The sequence below is a fragment of the Ralstonia pickettii genome, assembly GCF_030582395.1.
Taxonomy (GTDB): Bacteria; Pseudomonadota; Gammaproteobacteria; order Burkholderiales; family Burkholderiaceae; genus Ralstonia; species Ralstonia pickettii_D.
Genome location: NZ_CP104381.1, coordinates 1,022,977 through 1,044,426, shown reverse-complemented (window position 1 = coordinate 1,044,426; position 21,450 = coordinate 1,022,977). Strand labels below are relative to the sequence as shown.

Here is a 21,450-nt window from a genome sequence, read left to right as displayed (position 1 = left end):
CTCACGCTCCCCGTGTGCAGAGGTGGACCAGCGCGTTGCCGGCATTCGTGAGGCTGTCCTCCTCGGTGAAGCGCTGCGCCTTCATGATCGCCTCGATCACGTCCGTCACGCGGCCCACGTCCTCGACCGGCACCTTGAATCGCATGATCTGGTGGGTCTGCACCTTCTTCTCGGCGGGCAGGGTCGGCGCGGGCTCGTCGTCGTCGGGTAGATCTAGCTCGTCCAGCGCAATACTCACAGACGAGAAGATCGACGCGAAGTCGGCGTCGGTATAGGGCATGAACTTCGACAGCTCGTCTGGGCTCCCCAGACCATCCAGCAGCTCGGCCAAGCGCAGCGCGTCGTCCGCGCCGTAGCGACCGTTGTCCACCAGGCTGATTTCCTTCGCGCGCTGGTCGGAGATACGCCCCAGATTCATGATCGGAACGGAGGTGAGCTTCTTGCGGATCGCAGCGTCGCGTCGGTGGGCACCGCCCAGAATCTCCATCGTGCCGTCGGGGAGTTCGCGCACGATGATCGGCTTGAACATGCCGAGGCGCTCGACGGATTCGTCCAGCTTGGCCTCGTTGTCCGGCGACACGACGTTGGTGTTCCACGGGTTGTGGCGCAACAGCTTCGGGTCCACCGTGGGGAATTGCGACATTGTGGGTATCCCTGTTTAGGAATAGTCAATATTGACTTATACTTTACTCCTCCAAAGATAGGATGGCAAGGCCAATGAGTGAAGTCGTAACCATCGCCAGCAACGCGGTCATCGCCAAGCTGCACAAGCCCTCGCGCTCGGTTGCCCTGGAGGTGCAGCGCGTGCTCTCCTACCGCGTCGACGGCGCAGAGAACACTATGGCGTTCAAGTCGGGCGGCTGGGATGGCCGTTCGTCCTTCTACGACTTCCGCAAGAGCACCTTCCCCGCCGGCTTCACGCAGTTCGTGGCCGCCGCGCTGCGCCGCAAGGGCTTCACGGTGAACACGGTGCGTCGTCCGCTGCCGGAGCCGCTCGGGCCGGAAAACCCCAAGGTTGACGACTTCCCCGACGATCCGCGCTACGACTATCAGCCGGATACGATCGCGCGGCTGCTGCGCCACGGGCAGATCATCGCTCGCCTTGCCACTGGCGCCGGCAAGTCCAAGGTCGCCAAGCTGGCCATCGCCCGCATCGGCCGCCCCACCCTGTTCCTGACCACCCGCTCGATCCTCATGTATCAGATGAAGGACGCCATCGAGCGCGACATGGGCATCTCGGTGTCGGTGCTCGGTGACGGTCAGTTCGGTCACACGATCGTCGACGCGCACGGTAACGAGCGCCAAGCGGTCAAGAAGGTCTGCGTGGGCATGGTTCAGACCTTGGTTGCGCGTCTCGCGCTGCCCGACCCGGACGATGACGTGGACAAGCAGAATGCGCAGGCCCGCCGCCGGCAGCAGACGATCGACCTGCTCTCCAAGTTCGAGCTGGTGATCGGTGAAGAGGCGCACGAGGCGGGCGGCAACAGCTACTACGAGATCCTCCAGCACTGCAAAAACGCCCACTACCGCCTGGCGCTGACCGCGACGCCCTTCATGAAGGACGACGAGGAATCGAACATGCGCCTGATGGCCGCGTTCGGCCCGATCGGCATCAAGGTGAGCGAGCAGATGCTCATCGAGCGCGGCATCCTGGCCAAGCCCTACTTCAAGATCGTCCAGCTCACGCAGCAGCCGCCGAAGCTCTATCGCGGCACCGCCTGGCAGGCGGCCTACCGACTGGGCATCGTCGACGGGGCCGAGCGTAACGCCTCGATCGTCTATGAGGCCGTGCGCGGCGCGAAGCTGGGCATGTCGGTCATGATCCTCGTGCAGCAGACCAAGCATGGGGAGAAACTGGTAGCCACGCTCAAGGCCGCCGGCGTGCGTGCCGCGTTCATTCGGGGCGAGAACGACCAGAAGGAGCGCAAGGCCGCACTCGCACGCTTGGCCAAGGGCGACCTCGACGTGCTGATCGGCACGACCATCCTCGACGTGGGCGTGGACGTGCCGGCGGTGGGCATGGTTATCCTCGCCGGCGGCGGCAAGGCGGAAGTGTCGCTGCGCCAGCGTATTGGTCGTGGTCTGCGTGCGAAGAAGGTTGGCCCCAACATCTGCCTGGTGGTCGACTACGAGGACGCCTACAACGGCCACCTGAAGGCGCACGCGCAGCAGCGCCGCGCCATCATCGAGGGCACGCCTGGTTTCGCTGAGAACATCCTGGCCGCCGGCGCAGACTTCGATTTCGAGGGTCTGGGCCTGCTGAAGAAGGCCGCCTGAGCCTTATAGAGCAGCCGCGTGGGCGTGCGTATGATGTAAGTTCCGACTTACCTTCGAGGCCCCATGACCCACGCCCTGCTCCTGAACCTCGCCATTCTGGCGGCGACCGTCATCCTGACCTTCGTGACCCACAACCCGCTCTGCCTGGCCGGTCTGCTGGCGCTGCGCGACATGCCCTACGGGCTTCTGGTGCAGCCCGAGCCGCCGCCCGAAGAGTCGCCCCGCATCGGATTCACCGCGTAGCAACAGCCCGCTTCGGCGGGCTTTCTTTTGGGCGCTATACTGGATATCCATACAGTATTGGTGCAGCCATGAAAGTGCATGTGACGCCGCTCAAGATCAAGGGCGTGATGAAGCAGAAGTGGATGCGGGCGATGGGAAACGCACGCGGCATCTTCTCCCTGACCGACAAACGCGACAACATCAACCAACGGACCACACGGGTGGCCGAACTTAGCCAGGTCGAGGACGCCGAGGGTAAGCAGTGGGTGCTTTTCGACGCCCAGCTGGTGTGGGCACGAGACTCAATGATGCTGCTGTCCGGCTATGAACGGCGGGTGGAAGGCATCGACACGCTTGCCGACTACGCGCAGACGTGGGTGGTGCGCTTTCCTACGCCAGGTGAGATGGGTCTGCCTGCGCCAGGGCACGCCGAAGCGAGCCCACCGACCGAGGAACAGATCGAGAACGCGCTCGTTGAGGCCGGCGTTTGAGAGGCGGCCAGGGGACGCAACTTCTCAAGCACTATAATTCTCAAGCAAACGCACATGTGTGCATAAAACTTGAGGAAAATGCTCGATGGCAGAAGAGAAGAACGAGAACCCGCGTCACACCGTCGTGGTGAACAAGGAAGCGGCAACGCGGATCGGGGAAATCGCAAAACAGTTCAAGATCAGCCAAGGCGCGGTCATGGAAGTGCTGGCGCTCAACGCCAACGTCGAGGACTTCCGCACGCACTTCGAGGCACGCCGCCAGGCCAAGGAATCGAGTCGCGGCAAACAGGCCAAGCTGCTGGAGCAGTTCAAGAGCCTCTCCCCTGAGCAGCTCGCCTATCTGGAAAAGCTGGCCAAGCCCGCCTGAGCCTACAGACGCGCCTGGATGAACGGCCGGAACTGCACGATGTGCGGCACGACCTGCTTGATGCAGGGAATGTAGAAGGAACCCGGCCCACCGCCAGGCGCATACATGCCTCGGCAGTTCGCTCCAATCTCGATGGTCTGCGTATCCCCTCGCCCAGGCGTGCGCACGGCGCGCAGGCTCACGGTCACGCGGTCCACGGGCCCGTAGGTCTCGATAAGGGTGTCGGTGGAGAGCTGCACCTTGGTCGCGGAGCGCTCCGACACGTAGACGCGCGTCAGTGCCCACGCCTTGTCGCACTGGGCCTTCCCCACGCACGTGATGACGGCTTCCTCACGCTGCTTGGCCATCATCGCTTCGGCTTTCAGATAATCGGGGTCTTGCGCTGGCGGGACGCTCCCACACCCTGTCAGTAGCGCCACCAGATTCAACCCCGTCCAAGTCCTCATGCCCATATTGTTCCCCGTTCTTATAGGCCGCGCAGCGGCCGGCGCGGGGATTGTATAAGGATTGGGCTATCGGACATACCCTACTTTTTTCGAATCTCGTATCGCTTGCCTCCTTCCTCGATGGCGGAGTGCAAAATCCCTCGAATCTCGTCCAGCTCCAGCCATTCGCTGTCGACGATTGCACGGTCGGTGCCCAGTTTCGCTTCGATGCGATTGCGCTCGCTGAACACGGCGATGGCCAGCATCTCGAGCTGGCTCTTGGTTATTTCGACTGCCATCACTTCCCCTCCTGATCTGTGGGCTGCCGACTGTAGGCGTCGGCACTGGCGTAGGCAACCTGTCACATGCCGGCTGTGGCGCAGGTAAGACGCCCTGTATAAGGAAGGTCACTTTTCCCGCCCCTGGCTCTATAAGGAAGCGCATTTCGGGGACCGGAACGAGGAAGGCTGGGTATAGGCGGGCGCGCAGGAGTTCTAGGACATCGGTCTCGGTCTGACCGGTCGCTGAACCCCTGTTCAATCGCTGACTGTCGCGCTTGTCAACAGTCAGCGTTGACTGTTGCGATTATGCAAACATTGCTTGCACTTGCTTTGCTGCGAGCGTGTCAGCAAAGCTCATAACGTCGTTTTTGCGACCCTTCGCAACAGCGCAGATATTCAGATAGTTAAGCATCATGCGCGTGCTGCTAGATTGCGTGCTTGCAGTCGATTCGCTGCAATTGTGATAACGCTTGATCGCGCGCACTTGCTCAAGTTCATCAAATTCGATTGCGTTGCAGATGGACATGCGCGTGTGCTTTGTATTCAAGTCTTGCAATTCGCAAAGGTTTTGAATAATCGAATTGCTGTATTTGTCGAAAGACGCACGCGAGTTCAGCGCAAGTGCGAACAGCGCTTTGCGAATCTTTTGCAGCGCATAGACTGCGACAAAATCAGCATTCGACTTGTCTGCAATCTCAAACTTGCGTGCGAGCGCTTGAAAGTCAATCTCTAGTGCTTTGCATTTTTCGATCATTGCAAGCGCGCTAGACCCTTCAAAGAACTTGCGTTCTGCGGTCAGGTTGTCGGCTTGGTTAGCGTTCGGCGCTGCGTCAATGCGCGATTGCAGGGCCTTCACAATGTTTGCTTGAATCGTTTCTGCCTTAACTGCGCGCTTTGCGTTCGTCATGATGTTTACCTTTCGTGTGTGTTTGTTTGTGTGTTGTTGCACTCGCAACAGAGACAATTCTACAGACACCATCGGGACATGCAAGCGCTTTTTTAAGCAAAATGTTTTTTAAGCAACAGCGTTGTATCGGCGAGGATCATGGCGTTTCGCTTGTAGGGAGGGGTGGGGTGTGCTACTCGCGTGCAGGCAGGCGCACACAGGCGGCACGCAGGCATCCCCCTACGTCTGGCCAAGGAGACGGGCAGGCAACCGCCTGACTTTCCCCAATCTGGCTTGCCCGCCGTATCCCTCGGACGCTCCAATCAGCTTGCCCGCCGTATGCGCTGACCCAGGCACTGCACACCGGCAGCACGCTGGCGAGCCCAAGGCGCGTCTCCAAGGCGCCCGCCACACGCATGGCAGCCCTGCACTGCCTTGCTGCGCGCACTCAAGGCGCAGCAAACAGGCGACAGACATACCAGGCCCGCGCTCAGTAGAGGTCGGTGGCGGTCAGCTTGCCATTGGTGCGAATCGTGCGGCGCAGTTGCTCGATCTCCGCACGCTCCTGCATGTCTTCCAGGTAAGCGGCCAGCGTGCGGTCACTCATGCCCTGATACATGCGATTGGGCAGCGGCTCACGCTCCTGATCGTCTTGCAGGTCCGGTGCGTCGTCAGCGTCGTAGGCTGCGCGCTCGATGGTCGGTTCGATGGCTTTGGCTTTGGGGAATCGGTGCATTGCTGTCCTCTCAATGTCGTTGTTAGAAAATCAGTCAGTGCTGACTACATGTGCAGTATGCGCAACCCGCGTTGGAGTGCGTCAGCGGCATCATGGGAACGTGGTTGGAACGTGTGCAGGGGCGCTATCTGTCCCTGCGTGCTGCGCTAGAAAGGTCCACCCGTGGCACTCGCCCTTGGCGAGCCCGAGGCAGCTCCGTGGTGTGATTCGCACCCGCGCGTTGGGCTCTGGGTGGGCATCTCCTTGGCCTGGCCTGCGCATGGCCGTGGCCGCGTGCTGGTAGACCCAGGCGGCCTGGTGTGGCCGCTTAGAGTCAGCATTGACTACCTATTCAAGGCACGCAGACGGGCCGGCATGCGGCGCAGCCACATCCGCGTCAGCTTGTCCTGCACCCACAGCGCGCCGTCCACCGTCTTGGCGATGCCCCAGGCCACCGCAGCGATGGCACAGCCGGCGAGCAGGTAGGCCAGCAGCGTGATAGTCATTTCCATGTCAGTTCTCCTCTTCCAGCGGCAGAATGTCTTCGGCTGCCACGTCGATGCAGCCCAGGATGGCGGCGGTCCAGGACGGATAGTCCGGCACCAGCGGCCCGTCGTGCCGAATCAGGTCGCCCTCCTCGCGGAAGCCATGCGCTTTCATGCGCTCGATCAGTTGTTCCATTGCCATTGCGGCTCTCCTCACACCAGGCGCGGCGCCCGGTCAAACAAGATGAAGTAAGCGTCCTCGAAGGCGACGCCTTGATTGCGCAGGTGTCGCACGCCGGCCCATTGCCCCATGCGACGCAGTTTGTTGCGATACATCTGAACGGTCTGCACGCTCATCACCGGCTCCTCACATGTAGACGTTGATGATCTCGTCGCGTCGCATGATGGCTTCAACCTCGCTCATGCACGTCTCGATCACGCGACCCTTGTAAAGAACGTTGCAGCCCTCGTGCGTAATACCGAACCGATCCATTTGCTTGCTCCCGCGTCGTGTTGTTTCGATAGACGCAGTTTCACAAGCCATACCAGGCGTTGTGGTGGGAACCGGCATGTGTCCTCCCGCTCGTTTGTAGGGAAGCACTCAGCTTCACAAACGGGACCAGGAGTGAGGGTGGGAAGCTGTTTTTCTCCTAGGAAGAAGGCCACGCGGCCTGCGAACTTATAGGGCATGCTTATAGGGACGGCCTTGGGTTCTTATAGGGCTCGGCCATGCTCTTATAGGGCAGCGGCCTTGGGCTCTGGCTGGACTCGCCTGTCTGGCTTCGCACCCGTATGCCGCACGCCGCGAGCATTGGTCCTTGGTCTCTACAATGAACAGACACAAAGGGGTTTTGTTTTTGACTGCCCTCCGATGAGGAACCCTAGTGGAAGAATAAGCCCCCCTACCCCCCACAGCCTTTTGCAGCCTGGTAGTGAGAGGTAGGGAAGCCATTCCACCGTAGGGCCACACCGGAGGCATCTCCGCGTATGACAACCCGACAGGCAAGAACAAGCCCCCAGGAAAAGAAGCGACTCCCTGCACTCAAGCGCCGAAAACGTCTTACTGCTTGCAGGCAACCATTTGAGCGCAACTATAGTCAGTGGTGACTGTTGTTGTCAATCGGCAATGTGTAAGGTTTCCTGGCGCGCGTTGGCTTTTCGTCAGCGTATTACTTTCCCGCCCCACCAGTCGTTCCCACACCAGTCACCTCCCTCCCCACACACTCCCCAACCACCTCTACGCCTTCCGCGCGTTCCCCTCTGTCTTCTATTCCTACGCACACCGGCCTGTCTGCTGTCGTATCCTTCACGTCGTTTCTGTTCATCCCTTCCAATCGTTATGGCCGCCTTTGACCTCGAGCGTTGTCCTCATTGCCGGATTGCTGTGCCTCACATGACTGTGGTCTACAAGAACGAGAACGGGCCTGCCGACGATCGGCTGGTCTACGTGCTTGAGTGCAAGTCCTGCAAGTTGCCGACGACGATCCTGACCGACCGGTGGCTGAACATCGTCGCTGTCTGGCCTGAGCTGCGGTCCACTTACTCTTCGGACATTCCTGCGCGTGCGCGTGCGCGGCTGAAGGATGCTCGTGACACGTTGGCCAATCCTTCTCCGAGCATTGTCTCTTCAGCGGCTGCGGTCGACTTCATGCTCAAGGCCAAGGGGCTGAAGGACGGTTCGTTGTTCACGCGGATCGAGCAGGCTGCCGAGCAGCACATGATTACCGACGACATGAAAGCCTGGGCGCACGAGATTCGTGACAGCTCCAACTTTGAGCGTCACGCTGATGAGACGGCGGAAGAGCCGACCAAGGAGGAAGCCCAGCGCTGCCTGAAGTTCGCCGAGGCGATTGCTGAACTGTGGTTCGAGTTGCCTGCCCGTGTGGCGCGTGGTCGTCTGGTGGGGAAGGCGGAGCCGGCCAAGCCTGACCTTGCCGACTTCGAGGCCGAGAGGTTGCGTGAGAAGGCCGCGCAGTCTCTAAAACAGATTCGATAAAACGCGCTGTAATCGCTTCAGCGCTTTAGACGTGTCAGACGGTCAACCGACCGATTGGAACGCAGCAGCGCGCGTTCTCGTGGGTCGCTGCGTGCGTCTCTGCGGTCACTCTGCGCGCTGTTGCTTTTCACGCCCTCGGGGTGCGAGTTGCAGCAGGGTTCTATAAGAGTGCCGCAAGGCTCGGCCAAGGCACTTTTCTCTTTAGAATCAATGGCTTAGGCCGTGATAAGGTAGCAGCCAAAGAAAAAGCGCCTTTTCAGGCGCTTTAGCGGTCGATTTTGCTGGGTCAGGTGATGCCTTGCAGGGCCTTCAAGCGCTCTCGAATGGCCTCTAGTTCTGCCATCGTTGCGCCCTGATTTTTGAACTCTGCGTTGCGTGCTACCCAGTCCAATGCCCGCACTTGGTCGGGCAGTGCAAACGTCGGTTGGGGCATGTTCGCAATGGGCACTTGGAGCTGTGCTCGTGCGCTGCCTGCCGGCGCCGCTTTCGTGGTGCAGGGCACGGCGATGATGCGCCCTGAAACTCGGTTGAACGCCCCTGGCGAGACCACGACCACCGGGCGGCGCCCGTTCTGCTCATGGCCAAGCGTTGGGTCCAGAGGAATCCACCACACTTCCCCTTCCTTCGGATATCGCTGTGTTGTTTGCATTATTCACCGGACAAAAAGCCGGCGGTCAATCATCCGAGCCAAATTCGGAACCTACCGGCTTGCCCCAATCGACCAGGGGCTCCAGCTTGGCTCCAGCTTCCAGTTCGGCTACCAATCCTGCGAGAGAAAACGTGGGCTTCCTTTCCAGGATCAGCAGGCCGTCTCGGATGTCGGCACTCAGCACGGATTCCTCCGCAATGTGTGCCGCGTCCGCCAGCGCGGTTGGGATTCGAAGGGCGAGGCTGTTGCCCCACCGCTTCACGGTCAAGTCGATCATTACCTTTCTCCTAATCTCCCCTATCGCGCCGCCAAAACGTCGGCGTGAAAGGTGCGCGTCAGGCACGCCAGACGCACGTCCATTTATTAATCAATACCTTATTCAATCATCAAGGAGCGGTAGATACAGTGTAGACACACGCGGCAGGCGTGTCTACATCGTAGATACATTTTCGCAACAGGCAAAAAAAAGCCAGGGAGGGTGCCCTGGCGTTTGGAGGATTGGAGACAATCAGCTTTACGCCCTGATTATAGTCAGTGCTGACTTGCGTGCGCCCCCAAATCGGTGAAGACGGCCATCACTGCGATATCCGGCAGGCCGCCCTGCTGTTGCTGCACCGGTTGCTGTGCGGCCATCACGGTGGCAGCCGACAGCGTGTCGATGATGGCCGGCAGTGCGTCGGCGGCTTGCTTCGCGGCGTGGGAGCGCATGCTGCCTTCGACGGCCTCGATGGACGCGCAGATGCTGCCGATCTTGTCGGACATGCCGGTCAGCCCGAGCGCTCCGGTGGCCTGGGCCATGCGGCGCAGTTCACGCACGTTGGCTTGAAGGGCGTTCAGGTTGTCGATGAAGTCGGCGACGTGTTGGGTCTGCATGGGTGTTCTCCTGGTGGTTGGAATTCAGTTGGTGGCGGCTGTCGGCGTGACCTCACGGGCCCAGCCCCACAGTCCGTCAAGTGAGCGCTGTTTGACCTTGATATCGAAGGACTCGTAGAAGTCGGTCAGGATCTCGTCCACCACGCCGTCCTTGTCGCTGCGCGTGCTCATGACGAAGGCGAGCCGCTCCAGCGCTTCTTTGCGCAGACCGTTGGCCGTCGCAGAGGCGAGGACTGCCGCGATGGGCGTGTCGTAGGGGAAGTGCCACTCCATGCCGCCCAGCGCGTCGAGGTGGGAATCAGCCTCCTCGACGCTCACGCCAAGCTGGGTCACAGCATTGGCCAGATCGCCACTGTCCCAGCTTTCAAGGACACCGCGTGCGGCCTTCAGGAGGGTATGCAGCACTTCCACAGTGCTGGCTTGTTGGGTTGTTGTGCTCACAGGCAAAGCTCCGTTGCGTAGCGGTCAGCTTCGACCCAGGCCGCGTCCTCGCTGTCGGAGGTGTCGCCATCCTGGAAGTCGTCGCACTCTTTGCGCACCCAGCGAAACTGCCCTGACCACCAACCCGGACCCCAGACCTTCTCCATATCCTCGACGGAGAAGCCCTTTTGTTGCAGTTCGGACTTGCGCTGTTCGGTAATCATCTTGGGCTCGCTGCGCTGTCTGCGCGTTGTTTCGATATGTGTATTGTGCTGACCCGCCCCAGGCGATAGCGGTAGGCCGGCACGTGCCCTTACAGATCGCCAAAGCCGTCTTTCGAGTGCTTCGGCTTCCTGCGAAAGTCGTTCTTGCGGTCACGCTGGCGCACGACCGGCGGGATCGGTGTGCGGGGCTTCTTGGGCTTGATGCCGCCACCCTTTCGCATGTCCTGCTGCATCCGCACGATGGCGGTGGCCAGTTCCCTGAGTGCTGCTCTGTTCATGTGCCTTTATCAATGAAAGTCAGGGTGCTATCTTTGGGAAACCATGTCCCAAGTGCCACCCGTCAACCTCGAAAACTGCTCCATTGCCGCCACCCTGAAACTGGTGGGCGAGAAATGGACCTTGCTCGTCCTGCGCGACGTGTTCTCGGGCGTGCGCCGCTTCGACGAATTCCAGGCGCGGCTGCACTGCTCGACGGCCGTGCTCTCCGATCGCCTCAAGGCATTGGTGAACGCCGGCCTGCTGCGCCGTGTGCCCTACCAGGAGCCTGGCGACCGCGAGCGGTTTGAATACCGGCCCACCCGCGCCGCTGTGGATCTCCTGCCCGTGCTGATTGGGCTCATGCAGTGGGGCGATACACACCTGACCGAGACCGGGACCGGCCCTGCCGAAGTGCGCAGCACCGTGACCGGCCTGAAGGTGCGCGCCGCACTGGTCGACGAGGACGGCAACCTGACGGCACCCGGCGACATGGCTATCCGCCCTGTTTCGCGCACCGACTAGACGGCCATCGCCGCGCTTTCGCGTGTCAATGCGAAGCAAAAATGATCGCAGCGAGCAGCAGGGTGTTCAGCGGGGACTTAGCGCACCAACGCAAGCGCCCATTGGCAAGAACCGTATTTCCAAGGGCACGCAGTATAGTCATTGCTGACTGTGTTTAGCAAGCAAAAATGCGTCGCTCATTGGCCACAAGCGAGAACGCGCAGGCCAGCGCTTTTCGTGCTCGCACGTAGTCGAGCATCAAGCGCGATTCGTTCGTGTCACACCAACCTTTCTCAAGGGCGGGAGTCCCGCGCGGCCAAGGCGTCGCGGCGCACAAAAAGAAGGAGCAGGACGGGGCGTCAGCTCCTTGAAAACACACACACTGCGAGGTTGAAAGTTTTCCTACCAGGAGGCGCCAACCCCTGCGCCGGTTGTCTTGGGCCGATCTTCCACAAGGGTGAGCAACGTCGGGCTTACCTTCCACGTCATGCGCGTGGACCCGTCGGGGTTCAGCTCCCTGCCAACGACCGTCTTGGTGTTGATCTTGTCGATCATGATGGTGTGACGCGCGCCGGTCCTACTGTGCGTGAAAGCGGCCTTGCCGCCGATGCGCAGCTTCGAGCCTGCCTGCATCTGTTCCATCGCCTGCCGCTGGCGAATCAGGCCAACGATGTGCGAGTTCATGGCGCGCAGCGTGTCGGTTGATAGCGAATTGAGCTTGGAAAAGTCCACGATGATCTCCGGTGTCGATGCGTAAGCCGCCTGGCAAACCAAGCGGCTTGCGTATCGGGGAGGGCTTGCCCCTCCCCTCGCCCATTACAGGCCCAGTTCTGCCTTCGCCTTCGCCAAGATCAGCGAATCGGGATTGGCGACCATGCGGCCCTTCTCCTTCTTCGTGACCTTGAGCGCCGGCAGCAGCATGAACATCTGGTTCGCCTGGCTCGCGGCGGTGCCCGCGCTATACGGCTTGGCCAGCAGGTTCGATTGGAGGTTGCCCTTCACGCCCGACGTGATTTCGCCATCCTCGATCAGCACCTTGAAGGTCCGCAGCATCACCTCGTTGAGCTTGCCCCCGCTCTTGAGCCAACCGAAGAGCATCGTGGCCTTCTCGGCGACCTTCTTGGCGAGGCCGTCCACTTCGGCCAGCACTTCTTCCTGGCGCAGCTTGAGCGCTTCTTCGTCCAGCGAGGCGTCGCCGATCTCCAGCAGCAAGAACTCCGACGCGCGCTCGCCCAGCTTGGCCACCACCTTCTGCGACTTGGTGAGCGGCGGGCCGTGACGGACCTTTTCCTTCTTCGGCGTGGTGCTCGTGTCGGCAGCGGCCGTCGCGTCGGTCTTGGGCTTGTCGGCTTCGCTGGCTGCCGCGTCCGCTGCCTCACCCGCTTCGGCGTAGGCTGCCTGCGTGGCTTCCTGGATCTCGATGCCGATCAGCGCGGCTTCCAGATCCTCTTCGGGGACGGTGGTCGGGTCCACGACCGGAGCGGCGTCGCTCGCTTCGACTTCCGGCGCTTGCTCGGCGGTCGCAACAGCGGCCTCGATTTCGCTTTCAGTGATGGCGGGCGTGCCGTCGTCGCCCTCCACGATCTCGTCGGCCGCTTCGACCGGGGCAGCCGGCTCTCCGGACACTTCCGCGAGCAGTGAATTGAGGACCGCGTTCTCGTCGATGATCGCGCCGTCCACCACTGCGCCCAGGTTTTCGCCCATTGCCATGTTCAGTTGGGCGGTCGTGGTCTTGCTGTTGCGCTTTGCCATTATGTTCACCTTTCATGTGTGTCTGTCTCTGCGTTATTGCGTCGACAGTTTCAACTTTAAGAACCGGCTTATGGAGTCTCAATCGAGTTTGCTGGAGACCTTTTTCACCGTATCGCTGCGCTGTTTCTGCGTTGCGTCAGTCGATGAGTGAATATTAGAGACGCACGCCAGGAGATAGCCGTAGGGCGGCTGGAGACGTGGTTGGGATGGCGATACTGAACGACTAGATCAGACTGCGTGCGCGCGAATAGCACACCCCGCCAGGAAGGGGTGAAAGGCGGCTGGATAATCGGCTGATTATCAGATAGGCTTCCTGCGGCTTTTTACGGAGGAAGCATGCTTTACCACTATGAGTTTTTCGAGCGAAACCCAGATGGCGACCCGATGGCACTTAGCTGGGCGACAACCAATGAGCCTTTGCAGGGTATTGAAGCCGGCAAGGACTACATTTTGTCGCAGGACGTTCCACGGGGCGGCGCCACCGAAAAGGTGGTCACGCTATACCGCGTCGAGGACGCGGTGTTCGGGGCGGGGTTGTCTGGCCAAAATAGCTTCCAACTCACCCGCGTCTACCTGAGACGCCTGCGCGAACTTACCCCCTTCGCAACGCCGAACAAGTAACAAGCCTTGATTGAGCCGCGCGACTGCCACGCGGCTCACTTCCGACTTACTGATCTGGCTCCGCTGCCGTATCCCGCGCCTGGGTGAAGACGTTCAGCTTGACGAACCGGGTCAGCTCCAAGGCGCGCTTCTCCAGCGCCTTTGGGTTCACGAAGCGCACGCCGTTGTTCTTGTGCCAGGCCATGAAGGCGCCCAGCACCACGTTGCGGATCTGCTTCTGGCTCGTGCCGTTGCCCCACCCGTCCTTCTTCCGCGCATCGAGCCACGCGCCCAGGCCCTCGATGGCGTCGTAGCCGGCCTCGTCCTTCACGCCGCCCCGCTCCGAGAACGTCATCCAGAACACCAAGGCAGCGTCGCCATACTTGCGCATGGTCACGAGGAAGATCGACGTGACTGGGTTGATGAAGGTGGCGCGGCTCACCCCGAGGCTGTCGAGCGCCTTGAGTTCCTCCTGCCAATACTCGATGCGCTGGTCCTTCTCCTTGAGGTGCTTGGGCGAAATGGCGGCCAGCGCGGCGCTGAATCGCATCTCCTTGCAGTAGGACGACGTGAACTCCATGCCGAGCCGCCGGCATGCGCCGAACACCTTGTCCGTGGGCGTCTCGACCGCCGTGGCATTGTCGTAGGCCCAATACAGCCGGCGGGCCTGCTCCATATCGGCCACCACATGCACCGTCACCAGGAGGGTGTCAGGCACTGGGATGCGCCCCTCCTGCCACAGCAGGTCGCGGCTGTGGCCATTGAGCTTGACCAACGAGCCGTCTGGCAGCCTGGCGGCCTGCACTTCCCGGTGTGGGCTCAGGAATTGGCGCATGTGGGGCTCGATCCTGGCCGCGTGCCTGGCCGTGTCGCGCTGCACGTCGATGCAGGGAACGGCGGCCCACTCGCTCGGGCGCATGAGGATGATTTCGAGGTCGGCGGGCAGCCGCTTGCTGCTGAGTTTGGTGCCGCCGGTAGGTAGATCGTCGTGATTGACGATGGCGATTGTTGGACGCGGAAGCGCCGCTGTAACGGTCATGATTGGCCTCGCAAAATGAACGCAGGCACATCGCTGCGGACGCATCCAATTATTGCGACGCGGGCGTTAAAAAGCCGGCACTTGGCCGGCTCTTGTAAGCGCGCTCTGACTACCAGGCGCCGATGCCGTCATCATCGTCCGGCACGCTGGACATGGGCGCGTCTTTGTCGGGCGGCGGGGGCGGTGCGAGGTCGTTGTCCACCTCCACAAACTCGGACTCGCCGGTCTGTCCATCTTCAACCCGATGGCTGGCCGTCCAGCGCTCGAGGAACTCCTCATAGGCGGCCACAGCGGCGGTCTCGTTGGGGAACGTCTTGCCATCCTCCACCGGGTCCGGCCGGCGGCTGCCGTCGCTGCCGTAATTGCTCACCGACAGGCGCATGACCGGGTAGTAGTCAGGCAGCGTGTTGTGCGGGTTGATTACCTTCCCTTCCCACGTCACGGTGGCGCGCACCTGGCCATTGTCGTATTGGCGAACCAACACGTATTCAGGATCGTTGGTCAGCTTCGCCCAATCCCCTGGGGAAATGGGGCTACCCTCCTTGTCGAAGTAGCCAATCATCGTTCTGCTCATGCTGCTTGCTCCTCTTCCTTCTTACTGAAACGGTGGATCGCGATCACGCGCAGTTCGGCGCGATAAAAGCCCAGCGGCAGAGAGGCGATCCACGCCTCGATCTGCTCCTGCGTGGCCGTCTGCGCCGCCTTCAGGACCGGCATCAGGATCTTGTCCAGTCGGTCGAAGATCGGCCCCCATGCCGAGCGCTTGGTCTTGAGCATCTGCTGGTGCAGATCGGCGACTTCCTTGAGTTCTTCCGGTGTCAGCATGTCAGTCCTCGTCCGGCAGCATGATGGTGATGACGCCCTCGCCGTTGTCGCCTGGGCCAACCACAGCCTTGAGCTTCATGCGCACCGGGTCGGTCTGGTGGGACTGGTCGCGCGGGATCACCAGGACATAGAACATCAGGGTGTCCGTGACCTGCGCGGTGATGATCGCGTGGTGGAGCATGAACAGCACGTCATGCAGGCGGCCGGTGGTGCTCTGGCCCTGGCCAGGCTTGCGCGCCATGTCCTCTGCCGTCCACAAGACCGCCGCGCCGTAGGCAGCCTCCGTGATGGCGACCGGGAACACGAACCCCAGATTCTTGGCTTCCGCCGTCACGTCGATAAGCACGCCGTCGGCGATGGCTTGCGCTCGGGTGTAGCGGTAGATCGGTTGCGTTTCTTCCATGTGTGGCACCTCGCTGTTTGCTTGTCGTGCGTTGATTGTCTGAACCCGTCGAAGGGGTGTGGGTGGGAACCGCTCAGAAGCCGAACTTGGCGCGGCGCTTGTTCAGCTGAATGCGGCGGTTCCAGGTGCGGTAGTCGCACACCGGATCGTTGAAGATCAGCGTGCCGCTGCTCGGCCTGACCATGAAGTTGCCCAGGTGCAGGTCCAAGCCGCAGTGCTCTCCCACGTTGTCGAGGAACGCCGAGAGGCGCAGCAGCGTGTCGCGGATGGACTCCGGCAGCGTCTTGTCTTTGGCGTGAAGGTCGAGCGCCTCCTGCGCGGCGCGGGCGCGGTGCCAGCTGTTCCTTACGCTGCCGCCGACCTGCGACACCAACTGACGCGCCAGCTTTCTCTGCTCGCTGCCGGCTTCGAGCTTGGCCAGCTTCTCGACCTCGTAGAGGTAGATGGAGTAGCCGCCGCTGTGCTCGCCCATCCACCCATAGTTGTGGACGGTCTTGGCGAAGTGCTCGCCGTCTGGTCGCACCACCCAGTCGGTAGCCAGCATGTAGGCCGCTTCATCCACCGTGAGTTTGAGGATGGTGTCCCCGTTGTCGAATGCAGCGCCGAACATGCCGCGCCCGATGAGCGGCTTGTTCCGCAGCGGCGTGTCTTTGCGCAGTTGGCGGACAGTCGGATCGTTCAGATGCAGAATGCGGAATCCCATAAGGCCCCTTTCTTGTGTGTTTCGATGCATCAATTCTGATGCGCAGACGCTGGATATTATAGTCAGCATTGACTTATCTCCACCGCGTGAAAAGTGCCACTAAGTTGAGTGCACGTCAGTGCTTGCGCGCTCTGATCTGGCTGCGCTAGAGCGCGTGCTGACGGGTCTCCACCGCTATCGCAGCGGTCAACGTGTGCAAAAGAAAAAGCCCCTCAACCGTTGGGCAGAGGGGCTGAACATGGGTGATTGCTCACACATGAAAGGTGGAGCGATTTTACACGCTCTAACTCCGCGAGTTGTTCTTGGGCGTCCATACCTCGCTGACAACGAGGCCGATCAGGGCAAGGGCTCCACACATCGTCAGAAAACTGATGCGTCCAAACGGCGTGTCGAAATAGAGCGTGACGTTGAACACAAGGCCCCAGAAAAATCCCAGGAGCGATACCACCCACGTCAGCAAGTAAAGGCTCCACAGTGGCCGCGCACGAAACTGCGTCAAGAAGCTCTGGCGTTCGCTCGTCCTTCGCAGCAGGCGCCAAACGCCCACGAGAACGACGCCCGTCAACGCAATGCCAAAGAAAAGGCCCATCTCGCCCCCACTGATGCCCCAGCTTGGATGTGGACCGGATTCTAGCTGAGGCTTGTGGGCGGCGTAACTCCGCGTGACCCGTCCGCAGAAAGCGGTTCGCTCAGGTCGATGGCGTTGTCCTCAAACGGGATGGCGCCGCCCATGTAGATGCTCGCGCCAAAGATTTGCATCAGCTCCCAAAGGGACAGCCGCAGCGTGGCTCCGGCCTTGATTGCGGGCGGGCGATATGCGCCTGGCAGATTTGACCCCATGTGATTGTTGTAGATGCCGGCGCCGTAGGCAGTCAGTCGGACGGTCGCACGATCGTTCAGGTTGAGCTTCATACAGACTCCTTCTTGCCAACCAGCAAGGCGCGCTTGGTTATCTCCAACTCGTCCGCGATCTGCATGAGGTGTTCGGCGTTGAAAGTCTGCGCGCCACCGGTCGGACGTGCATGGTCGGCGAGGAAGCGTAGCGCCCGCGCGGCAGTATTCATGCAGCCGTTCCACCCTTCTTCCAACCAGGCCGCCGGCCATCCAGCGGGAGCTGTGGCTTCAGACACGTCGTCTGCGGCCACAATCTGAAAGCCGTGCTTCCCCAGGGTGCAGTTCAGCGCCTCACACAGGACGTCATAAGCACGTGGGTCAGCTTCTGGAGCACCGCACTTCTGGAACTCCGCGTCGATCAGATCCACCACGTTGCCCGCGCCAAGTCGCACAGCGGCAGCAGACAGCAGGCTGCGCGCCAGACCTCCGATACCGTGCGGCACCAGCGCGCCTTCGTCGTTCAGGCAGATCAACGCTTCGATGCTGCGGATCAGGTTCGACGTGTCGCCCCTGAAGTTGTCCACCAGCTCGGCCGCCGCCTCTGCCCGCTTGTCGACACGGCCGCTGCCGCACTTACCGGGCTCACACTCGCAGTAGCTGCTGCGGCACTCTTTCGTCGAATTGTCCATCGGTTGTCCCTCGCAGAAATGGGTTCGCTTTGCTAGAAGTTGGGCTTTGCGTCCTGCACCAGCAGGGTCACGCCATGCTTGTCCGTTTCGTCGTCCATTACCTCCGTGACGGTGCCGAAGTAGCGATGACCGGCATCGGCCTCGCCAGTGCTTACGTCCACCGATACGGACATGCCCTCAATGAAGGAGCGCATGGCGTCCGTCATCGTTGGTCCCTGGGCAATCAGCGCCTCCAGCTCTGCGACACGCTTCTTCAAGCCAGTCACGTAGTTGCCATAGCCGTCCGTCACGCGACCGCACTTCTCGTTGCCGCAGATGAAGTCCATCGTTTCCCACAGGACGCCCATCAGATGAACGTCCTTGCGGCGCAGGTTCTGCTTGGAGAACTGATGCGCCAGCTCGGCCGGCGCGCTGATGACGGCCTGCACCTGGATGCGGCCATCGGAGCCGCAGTGTGGACATTGGTAGCTCATGCTTTCTTCTCCTCGAGCGCTCTGCGCGATCTGTCGACGCGATCCAGGATGGGTGGCATCTGGGTGTCAATGGTCTTGAACAGCGAGCGCAGACCTGCCTCGTGCGGCTTCAGGCAGCTCTCGCCCAAGTCCTTGTAGAACCACTTGAGGAACGAATCCGTGCCGTAAGCCGTCAGGGCGGCCAGGGCGCGCATCTCCGCGTCGCTCAGTGTCATCGTTGCCTGCGCCTCGATGCGGATGGGCAGTTCCTTGATCGTCGCCATTACGCCACCGCCTTCTCTGCGTCCAACTCCTTCCGCAACTCGGCGACGAACACCGGCCACAGCTCCCTCCAGAACCAAACGGGGCCCGGCTTCTCGCGCATCGTCGCGTAGTGCCAGGGCTCGCTGCATGTCATTTGGGCGATTTCGTGGCTGTTCAGCGCCTCGTGGACGAACTGATCGGTCGTGGTGCAGTGGGGCAAATCCTTGATGGCTTCAAAGATCGCCCGCGCCTGTTCCTTGTCGAACTCCTTCGTCTTGCGCAGACCCTCGATGACGGCCTTTTTCAAGGCGGCCACGGTCGCCTCATGGTCGTATTCCTCGTGCTCGTTCGGGAGCACCTTGTCCATGAAGTAGTGGTAGTTGGTGTTGATGAGGAACTGGCGGAAGTCGACGCCGCAGGCGCTCCAACTGTTCGAGTAATTGCCGAACGACGAGTGGATGAGGATCTCGCCGCCAAAGCGCCCCGGTTGCTCGTCCGCCCACCTGCGCACGCAGAACGTGGCCCACTCTCCACCCTTGCGAATGTCGTAGGTCTCCATCGTCGATTTGGTGACAGTGGCTGTCATTTGCGCTCCGCGATTTGATGGTCAATGGCCGCGCGCACCTGGGCGTCTTGGCTGCGCTTGCGGTAGAGCCTGGCGTCCTTCAGGACAATGACGGTCTGGATCGTCACCGATTCGTAGCCCATGCCATCAGGCCCTTCGACCTGAATGGAAGCGGTGGCGAGCAGGTGCTCCAATCGCGCTGCGTCGTCGATCGTGGTCATGCGGCCGCCTTCAACAGCTTCCCCTGCACGTCCGCCGGCAGTTGGTAGAAGCCGCGCTCCAGGCCCGCGAAGAAGCACTGCATCATCCGATCCACGTCGTATTCGGCGGCGTGGGCAGCGGCAGGGTCGTAGTCGATGCCCAGGGCGAAGCACAGCTCCATCAGCTTGGGGAACTTGCCATCGGGGCACGCCCAGCGCGCGTTCTCCATCGTGCAGAAGGGCTCAATCTCGGGCAGACCAATGCCGACGCGCAGCAGTTCGCCGCCCACGAACGGGCCATCGAACCCCATGTTGTGCGCCACCACCAGGTCCGAGCGCTGCATGCGCGCAAACACTTCGGGCGCCACGTCTTCCCATTTGGGGCAGCCCACAAGCTCTTCGTAGGCGATGCCGTGAACCGCCTGGCTGCCGGCGGAGATGGACCGCTCCGGGTCGATGCGCTGCACGAACTTGTCCACGAGCTTGCGGCTGTGGAAGTCATACTCGAGGAGCGCAATTTCGATGATGCGGTGGCCGTCCGCTTGTTCCAGTCCGGTCGTTTCGGTGTCGAGGCCGGTGATGATGAGGCTCACTTGAGCATTCTCCTTTCCTAACGTCTTACTCTTGACCGATAGTCATTGCTGACTACCGGTCAATGATAAAAGGTCAGATCAGGGCTTACAGCGGGAGCGTGCTACTTCCCGACATTCAGCAGCGTGTTCCCTGCACTGCCAACGATCATCGTGCAGCCGGCGCGTTGGGCGCATGCCAGCAGAGCCTCGTTGTATTCGTGCTGGAGGTAGTCCTTCGTCAGTGTCTGGTTCAAGGCTGCGTTGGCTGCGGCCTTACCACTGGCGCGGGTCTTTTCGATCTCGGCATCCTTCTTGGCGATCTCGATCTGCTTCTCCTTCGCCTCGAGTTGCTTCTGCGCCGACACGGCCTGACGGATGGCGTCCTCGATCGTCGGGTCGGTCATGATGGTGCGCACCACCACCCGCGTGACTTCGAACGTGCCGCGCACAGTCGGGTCTTTGTCCAGTTCAGCCTGCACGGAAGCGCGCACGGCGTCTTCCAGCTTTTGGCGGTTCTGGTGCAGCGTCAGACTGTCCAGCTTGGAGACCTCATCGGAGAGCTGGCCTTTGGCGATGTTCTGGACAAGGAAGTAGCCAGGTCGGGCGAAGTTCTCGCCCTTCATCACTGCCGACTGGCCCGAGTGGGTGCTGACGAACTCGGCGATCTTGGACGGGTTGGTCTTGTAGTAGACGGTGGCGTCCAGGTCTTTCAGCGTCAGGTTGTCACGAGCGCGCGGCTGGAGGTTCTCCAGCTCGATGCTGGTCTCCTTCACCGTGTATTCGTCCACGTGCGACAGGATCGCCACGTAGATGCCCTCGTGGACTTCCTGCGGGTCCACCTTGCCGAAGCTGGTGCGCACGCCCACGTTGCCGGTGTTGATCGTGCCCCCGCAGCCGGTGAGCGCCAGGCTGAACAGCATCGCCAGGCCAATGAAGAGTTTCTTCATGCGTTTGTCCTTACATAATGTGGTCGACCGAAATGAGGAACGCCATTGCGAGCACGGTCAGACACGCAGAGGCGGCGGTGAGGAAGGTCCGACGAATGATTCGCCGGATGCGCGCTTTGTCTTTGAAGAACGGAGTGCAGGTGGCGAGCCACAGCACCCCGTAGATCAATGCCATCAACAACAGCGCGAGGAAGACGGCACGCAGGATCATGGTCAGGCGGCGGCCGGTTCACCGTCGTTGGCTGCGCCCTGCTCGGCTGCCGGCTCTTGCTGGCCCTCGCCCTTCGGCTTGCGCTGCGGCAGCAGGTTGCGGATGGCTTCCTGGTTGCCGATCAGCCAGTCGGCCAGCGATTCCGGTTTGAAGATCACTTCGCCGGCGATCATTTCGTCCTTCAGCGTTTCCGACACGAGCTTGGCCAGGTTGGCGCGGCGGTCCAGCTCACGCTGGTGCTGCTTCGCGGCGTTCTTGTCCGTGAACAGTTGGCCGTCGGTCGTTTCGTAGGATGCGATGCGCTTGACTTTCATGGTGCTCTCT

39 protein-coding genes are annotated in these 21,450 nt (G+C 61.1%); 7 read left to right on the top strand and 32 right to left on the bottom strand.

Annotated features, from left to right (window positions below):
- Nucleotide 1 precedes the first annotated feature (1 nt).
- Nucleotides 2-643 carry a ParB/RepB/Spo0J family partition protein gene (locus N5B55_RS05035; RefSeq protein ID WP_304539356.1) on the bottom strand — a complete coding sequence of 214 codons (642 nt, stop codon included), beginning with the start codon at nucleotides 641-643 and terminating at the stop codon, nucleotides 2-4.
- A 74-nt stretch (nucleotides 644-717) separates the two neighbouring features.
- On the opposite strand from N5B55_RS05035, the gene N5B55_RS05030 reads away from it, so the two are divergent.
- The 4 genes from N5B55_RS05030 to N5B55_RS05015 all read left to right on the top strand — a co-directional run bounded on the left by N5B55_RS05030 (nucleotide 718) and on the right by N5B55_RS05015 (nucleotide 3,357).
- Complete coding sequence (locus N5B55_RS05030; protein ID WP_304539355.1) at nucleotides 718-2,277, top strand: DEAD/DEAH box helicase; 1,560 nt, start codon at nucleotides 718-720, stop codon at nucleotides 2,275-2,277.
- A 63-nt stretch (nucleotides 2,278-2,340) separates the two neighbouring features.
- Entirely contained in the window at nucleotides 2,341-2,520 is a 180-nt protein-coding gene (locus N5B55_RS05025) for a hypothetical protein (protein ID WP_304539354.1), read from the top strand.
- Nucleotides 2,521-2,588: 68 nt separating this feature from the next.
- Entirely contained in the window at nucleotides 2,589-2,990 is a 402-nt protein-coding gene (locus tag N5B55_RS05020) for a hypothetical protein (protein ID WP_304539353.1), read from the top strand.
- Nucleotides 2,991-3,075: 85 nt separating this feature from the next.
- Nucleotides 3,076-3,357 (top strand): hypothetical protein, encoded by a 282-nt coding sequence (locus N5B55_RS05015; RefSeq protein ID WP_304539352.1) that lies wholly within the window; start codon nucleotides 3,076-3,078, stop codon nucleotides 3,355-3,357.
- Nucleotides 3,358-3,359: 2 nt separating this feature from the next.
- Here the strand turns inward: N5B55_RS05015 and N5B55_RS05010 are convergent, their stop codons facing one another.
- The 8 genes from N5B55_RS05010 to N5B55_RS04975 form a co-directional block, all read right to left on the bottom strand.
- A complete protein-coding gene (locus N5B55_RS05010; RefSeq protein WP_304539351.1) occupies nucleotides 3,360-3,803 on the bottom strand; it encodes a hypothetical protein in 444 nt (147 codons plus the stop codon).
- An 80-nt stretch (nucleotides 3,804-3,883) separates the two neighbouring features.
- Nucleotides 3,884-4,084, bottom strand: coding sequence for a hypothetical protein (locus N5B55_RS05005; RefSeq protein ID WP_304539350.1), 201 nt, complete (start codon nucleotides 4,082-4,084; stop codon nucleotides 3,884-3,886).
- A 283-nt stretch (nucleotides 4,085-4,367) separates the two neighbouring features.
- Nucleotides 4,368-4,970 carry a hypothetical protein gene (locus N5B55_RS05000; protein ID WP_304539349.1) on the bottom strand — a complete coding sequence of 201 codons (603 nt, stop codon included), beginning with the start codon at nucleotides 4,968-4,970 and terminating at the stop codon, nucleotides 4,368-4,370.
- 469 nt (nucleotides 4,971-5,439) lie between these two features.
- Entirely contained in the window at nucleotides 5,440-5,685 is a 246-nt protein-coding gene (locus N5B55_RS04995) for a hypothetical protein (protein ID WP_304539348.1), read from the bottom strand.
- Between the two features lie 323 nt (nucleotides 5,686-6,008).
- The gene (locus tag N5B55_RS04990; protein ID WP_304539347.1) at nucleotides 6,009-6,176 is read right to left on the bottom strand and encodes a hypothetical protein; all 168 of its coding nucleotides are present in this window, start codon (nucleotides 6,174-6,176) and stop codon (nucleotides 6,009-6,011) included.
- A gap of 1 nt (nucleotide 6,177) precedes the next feature.
- Nucleotides 6,178-6,351 carry a hypothetical protein gene (locus N5B55_RS04985; protein WP_304539346.1) on the bottom strand — a complete coding sequence of 58 codons (174 nt, stop codon included), beginning with the start codon at nucleotides 6,349-6,351 and terminating at the stop codon, nucleotides 6,178-6,180.
- A gap of 11 nt (nucleotides 6,352-6,362) precedes the next feature.
- On the bottom strand, nucleotides 6,363-6,506 hold the full coding sequence (locus tag N5B55_RS04980; protein ID WP_304539345.1) for a hypothetical protein: 144 nt from the start codon (nucleotides 6,504-6,506) through the stop codon (nucleotides 6,363-6,365).
- 10 nt (nucleotides 6,507-6,516) lie between these two features.
- A complete protein-coding gene (locus N5B55_RS04975; RefSeq protein ID WP_304539344.1) occupies nucleotides 6,517-6,642 on the bottom strand; it encodes a hypothetical protein in 126 nt (41 codons plus the stop codon).
- 900 nt (nucleotides 6,643-7,542) lie between these two features.
- Between N5B55_RS04975 and N5B55_RS04970 the strand changes: the two genes are divergently transcribed.
- A complete protein-coding gene (locus N5B55_RS04970; RefSeq protein ID WP_304539343.1) occupies nucleotides 7,543-8,145 on the top strand; it encodes a DUF4145 domain-containing protein in 603 nt (200 codons plus the stop codon).
- 286 nt (nucleotides 8,146-8,431) lie between these two features.
- Here the strand turns inward: N5B55_RS04970 and N5B55_RS04965 are convergent, their stop codons facing one another.
- The 6 genes from N5B55_RS04965 to N5B55_RS04940 all read right to left on the bottom strand — a co-directional run bounded on the left by N5B55_RS04965 (nucleotide 8,432) and on the right by N5B55_RS04940 (nucleotide 10,589).
- Complete coding sequence (locus N5B55_RS04965) at nucleotides 8,432-8,794, bottom strand: type II toxin-antitoxin system PemK/MazF family toxin (protein WP_304539342.1); 363 nt, start codon at nucleotides 8,792-8,794, stop codon at nucleotides 8,432-8,434.
- Nucleotides 8,795-8,819: 25 nt separating this feature from the next.
- Nucleotides 8,820-9,071 (bottom strand): AbrB/MazE/SpoVT family DNA-binding domain-containing protein, encoded by a 252-nt coding sequence (locus N5B55_RS04960; protein ID WP_304539341.1) that lies wholly within the window; start codon nucleotides 9,069-9,071, stop codon nucleotides 8,820-8,822.
- Between the two features lie 254 nt (nucleotides 9,072-9,325).
- Nucleotides 9,326-9,667, bottom strand: coding sequence for a hypothetical protein (locus N5B55_RS04955; RefSeq protein WP_304539340.1), 342 nt, complete (start codon nucleotides 9,665-9,667; stop codon nucleotides 9,326-9,328).
- A 24-nt stretch (nucleotides 9,668-9,691) separates the two neighbouring features.
- On the bottom strand, nucleotides 9,692-10,108 hold the full coding sequence (locus N5B55_RS04950) for a hypothetical protein (protein ID WP_304539339.1): 417 nt from the start codon (nucleotides 10,106-10,108) through the stop codon (nucleotides 9,692-9,694).
- Nucleotides 10,105-10,311, bottom strand: coding sequence for a hypothetical protein (locus N5B55_RS04945; protein ID WP_304539338.1), 207 nt, complete (start codon nucleotides 10,309-10,311; stop codon nucleotides 10,105-10,107). The genes N5B55_RS04950 and N5B55_RS04945 overlap by 4 nt, the downstream gene beginning before the upstream one ends.
- 89 nt (nucleotides 10,312-10,400) lie before the next feature.
- Nucleotides 10,401-10,589, bottom strand: coding sequence for a hypothetical protein (locus tag N5B55_RS04940; RefSeq protein ID WP_304539337.1), 189 nt, complete (start codon nucleotides 10,587-10,589; stop codon nucleotides 10,401-10,403).
- Nucleotides 10,590-10,632: 43 nt separating this feature from the next.
- Between N5B55_RS04940 and N5B55_RS04935 the strand changes: the two genes are divergently transcribed.
- A complete protein-coding gene (locus N5B55_RS04935) occupies nucleotides 10,633-11,091 on the top strand; it encodes a winged helix-turn-helix transcriptional regulator (RefSeq protein ID WP_304539336.1) in 459 nt (152 codons plus the stop codon).
- Between the two features lie 381 nt (nucleotides 11,092-11,472).
- On the opposite strand, the gene N5B55_RS04930 is transcribed toward N5B55_RS04935, so the two are convergent.
- Complete coding sequence (locus N5B55_RS04930; RefSeq protein WP_304539335.1) at nucleotides 11,473-11,802, bottom strand: hypothetical protein; 330 nt, start codon at nucleotides 11,800-11,802, stop codon at nucleotides 11,473-11,475.
- An 84-nt stretch (nucleotides 11,803-11,886) separates the two neighbouring features.
- Complete coding sequence (locus N5B55_RS04925; protein WP_304539334.1) at nucleotides 11,887-12,822, bottom strand: hypothetical protein; 936 nt, start codon at nucleotides 12,820-12,822, stop codon at nucleotides 11,887-11,889.
- A 336-nt stretch (nucleotides 12,823-13,158) separates the two neighbouring features.
- Here N5B55_RS04925 and N5B55_RS04920 point away from each other — a divergent pair, with 336 nt between their 5' ends.
- Complete coding sequence (locus N5B55_RS04920) at nucleotides 13,159-13,443, top strand: hypothetical protein (RefSeq protein ID WP_304539333.1); 285 nt, start codon at nucleotides 13,159-13,161, stop codon at nucleotides 13,441-13,443.
- A gap of 46 nt (nucleotides 13,444-13,489) precedes the next feature.
- Here N5B55_RS04920 and N5B55_RS04915 read toward each other — a convergent pair whose 3' ends face one another.
- The 15 genes from N5B55_RS04915 to N5B55_RS04845 all read right to left on the bottom strand — a co-directional run bounded on the left by N5B55_RS04915 (nucleotide 13,490) and on the right by N5B55_RS04845 (nucleotide 21,440).
- Entirely contained in the window at nucleotides 13,490-14,461 is a 972-nt protein-coding gene (locus N5B55_RS04915; protein WP_304539332.1) for a hypothetical protein, read from the bottom strand.
- A gap of 109 nt (nucleotides 14,462-14,570) precedes the next feature.
- Entirely contained in the window at nucleotides 14,571-15,035 is a 465-nt protein-coding gene (locus tag N5B55_RS04910) for a hypothetical protein (RefSeq protein WP_304539331.1), read from the bottom strand.
- Nucleotides 15,032-15,286 carry a hypothetical protein gene (locus tag N5B55_RS04905; protein WP_304539330.1) on the bottom strand — a complete coding sequence of 85 codons (255 nt, stop codon included), beginning with the start codon at nucleotides 15,284-15,286 and terminating at the stop codon, nucleotides 15,032-15,034. The genes N5B55_RS04910 and N5B55_RS04905 overlap by 4 nt, the downstream gene beginning before the upstream one ends.
- A 1-nt stretch (nucleotide 15,287) precedes the next feature.
- Complete coding sequence (locus N5B55_RS04900; protein ID WP_304539329.1) at nucleotides 15,288-15,689, bottom strand: DUF6573 family protein; 402 nt, start codon at nucleotides 15,687-15,689, stop codon at nucleotides 15,288-15,290.
- 73 nt (nucleotides 15,690-15,762) lie between these two features.
- The gene (locus N5B55_RS04895) at nucleotides 15,763-16,392 is read right to left on the bottom strand and encodes a hypothetical protein (RefSeq protein WP_304539328.1); all 630 of its coding nucleotides are present in this window, start codon (nucleotides 16,390-16,392) and stop codon (nucleotides 15,763-15,765) included.
- A 630-nt stretch (nucleotides 16,393-17,022) separates the two neighbouring features.
- On the bottom strand, nucleotides 17,023-17,304 hold the full coding sequence (locus N5B55_RS04890; protein WP_304539327.1) for a hypothetical protein: 282 nt from the start codon (nucleotides 17,302-17,304) through the stop codon (nucleotides 17,023-17,025).
- Nucleotides 17,301-17,915, bottom strand: coding sequence for a hypothetical protein (locus N5B55_RS04885; RefSeq protein ID WP_304539326.1), 615 nt, complete (start codon nucleotides 17,913-17,915; stop codon nucleotides 17,301-17,303). The genes N5B55_RS04890 and N5B55_RS04885 overlap by 4 nt, the downstream gene beginning before the upstream one ends.
- Nucleotides 17,916-17,947: 32 nt before the next feature.
- A complete protein-coding gene (locus tag N5B55_RS04880; RefSeq protein WP_304539325.1) occupies nucleotides 17,948-18,388 on the bottom strand; it encodes a hypothetical protein in 441 nt (146 codons plus the stop codon).
- The gene (locus tag N5B55_RS04875) at nucleotides 18,385-18,651 is read right to left on the bottom strand and encodes a hypothetical protein (RefSeq protein ID WP_304539324.1); all 267 of its coding nucleotides are present in this window, start codon (nucleotides 18,649-18,651) and stop codon (nucleotides 18,385-18,387) included. The genes N5B55_RS04880 and N5B55_RS04875 overlap by 4 nt, the downstream gene beginning before the upstream one ends.
- Entirely contained in the window at nucleotides 18,651-19,217 is a 567-nt protein-coding gene (locus N5B55_RS04870; protein WP_304539323.1) for a hypothetical protein, read from the bottom strand. The genes N5B55_RS04875 and N5B55_RS04870 overlap by 1 nt, the downstream gene beginning before the upstream one ends.
- Entirely contained in the window at nucleotides 19,214-19,417 is a 204-nt protein-coding gene (locus N5B55_RS04865) for a hypothetical protein (RefSeq protein WP_304539322.1), read from the bottom strand. Before N5B55_RS04865 ends, N5B55_RS04870 begins: the two co-directional genes overlap by 4 nt.
- Nucleotides 19,414-19,989: a 3'-5' exonuclease gene (locus N5B55_RS04860; RefSeq protein WP_304539321.1), complete on the bottom strand. Its 576-nt coding sequence runs from the start codon at nucleotides 19,987-19,989 to the stop codon at nucleotides 19,414-19,416. The genes N5B55_RS04865 and N5B55_RS04860 overlap by 4 nt, the downstream gene beginning before the upstream one ends.
- A 101-nt stretch (nucleotides 19,990-20,090) precedes the next feature.
- Entirely contained in the window at nucleotides 20,091-20,915 is an 825-nt protein-coding gene (locus N5B55_RS04855; protein WP_304539320.1) for an SPFH domain-containing protein, read from the bottom strand.
- Between the two features lie 10 nt (nucleotides 20,916-20,925).
- The gene (locus N5B55_RS04850) at nucleotides 20,926-21,126 is read right to left on the bottom strand and encodes a hypothetical protein (RefSeq protein WP_304539319.1); all 201 of its coding nucleotides are present in this window, start codon (nucleotides 21,124-21,126) and stop codon (nucleotides 20,926-20,928) included.
- Between the two features lie 2 nt (nucleotides 21,127-21,128).
- Nucleotides 21,129-21,440, bottom strand: a complete 312-nt coding sequence (locus N5B55_RS04845; RefSeq protein WP_304539318.1) for a hypothetical protein — start codon at nucleotides 21,438-21,440, stop codon at nucleotides 21,129-21,131.
- Nucleotides 21,441-21,450 lie beyond the last annotated feature (10 nt).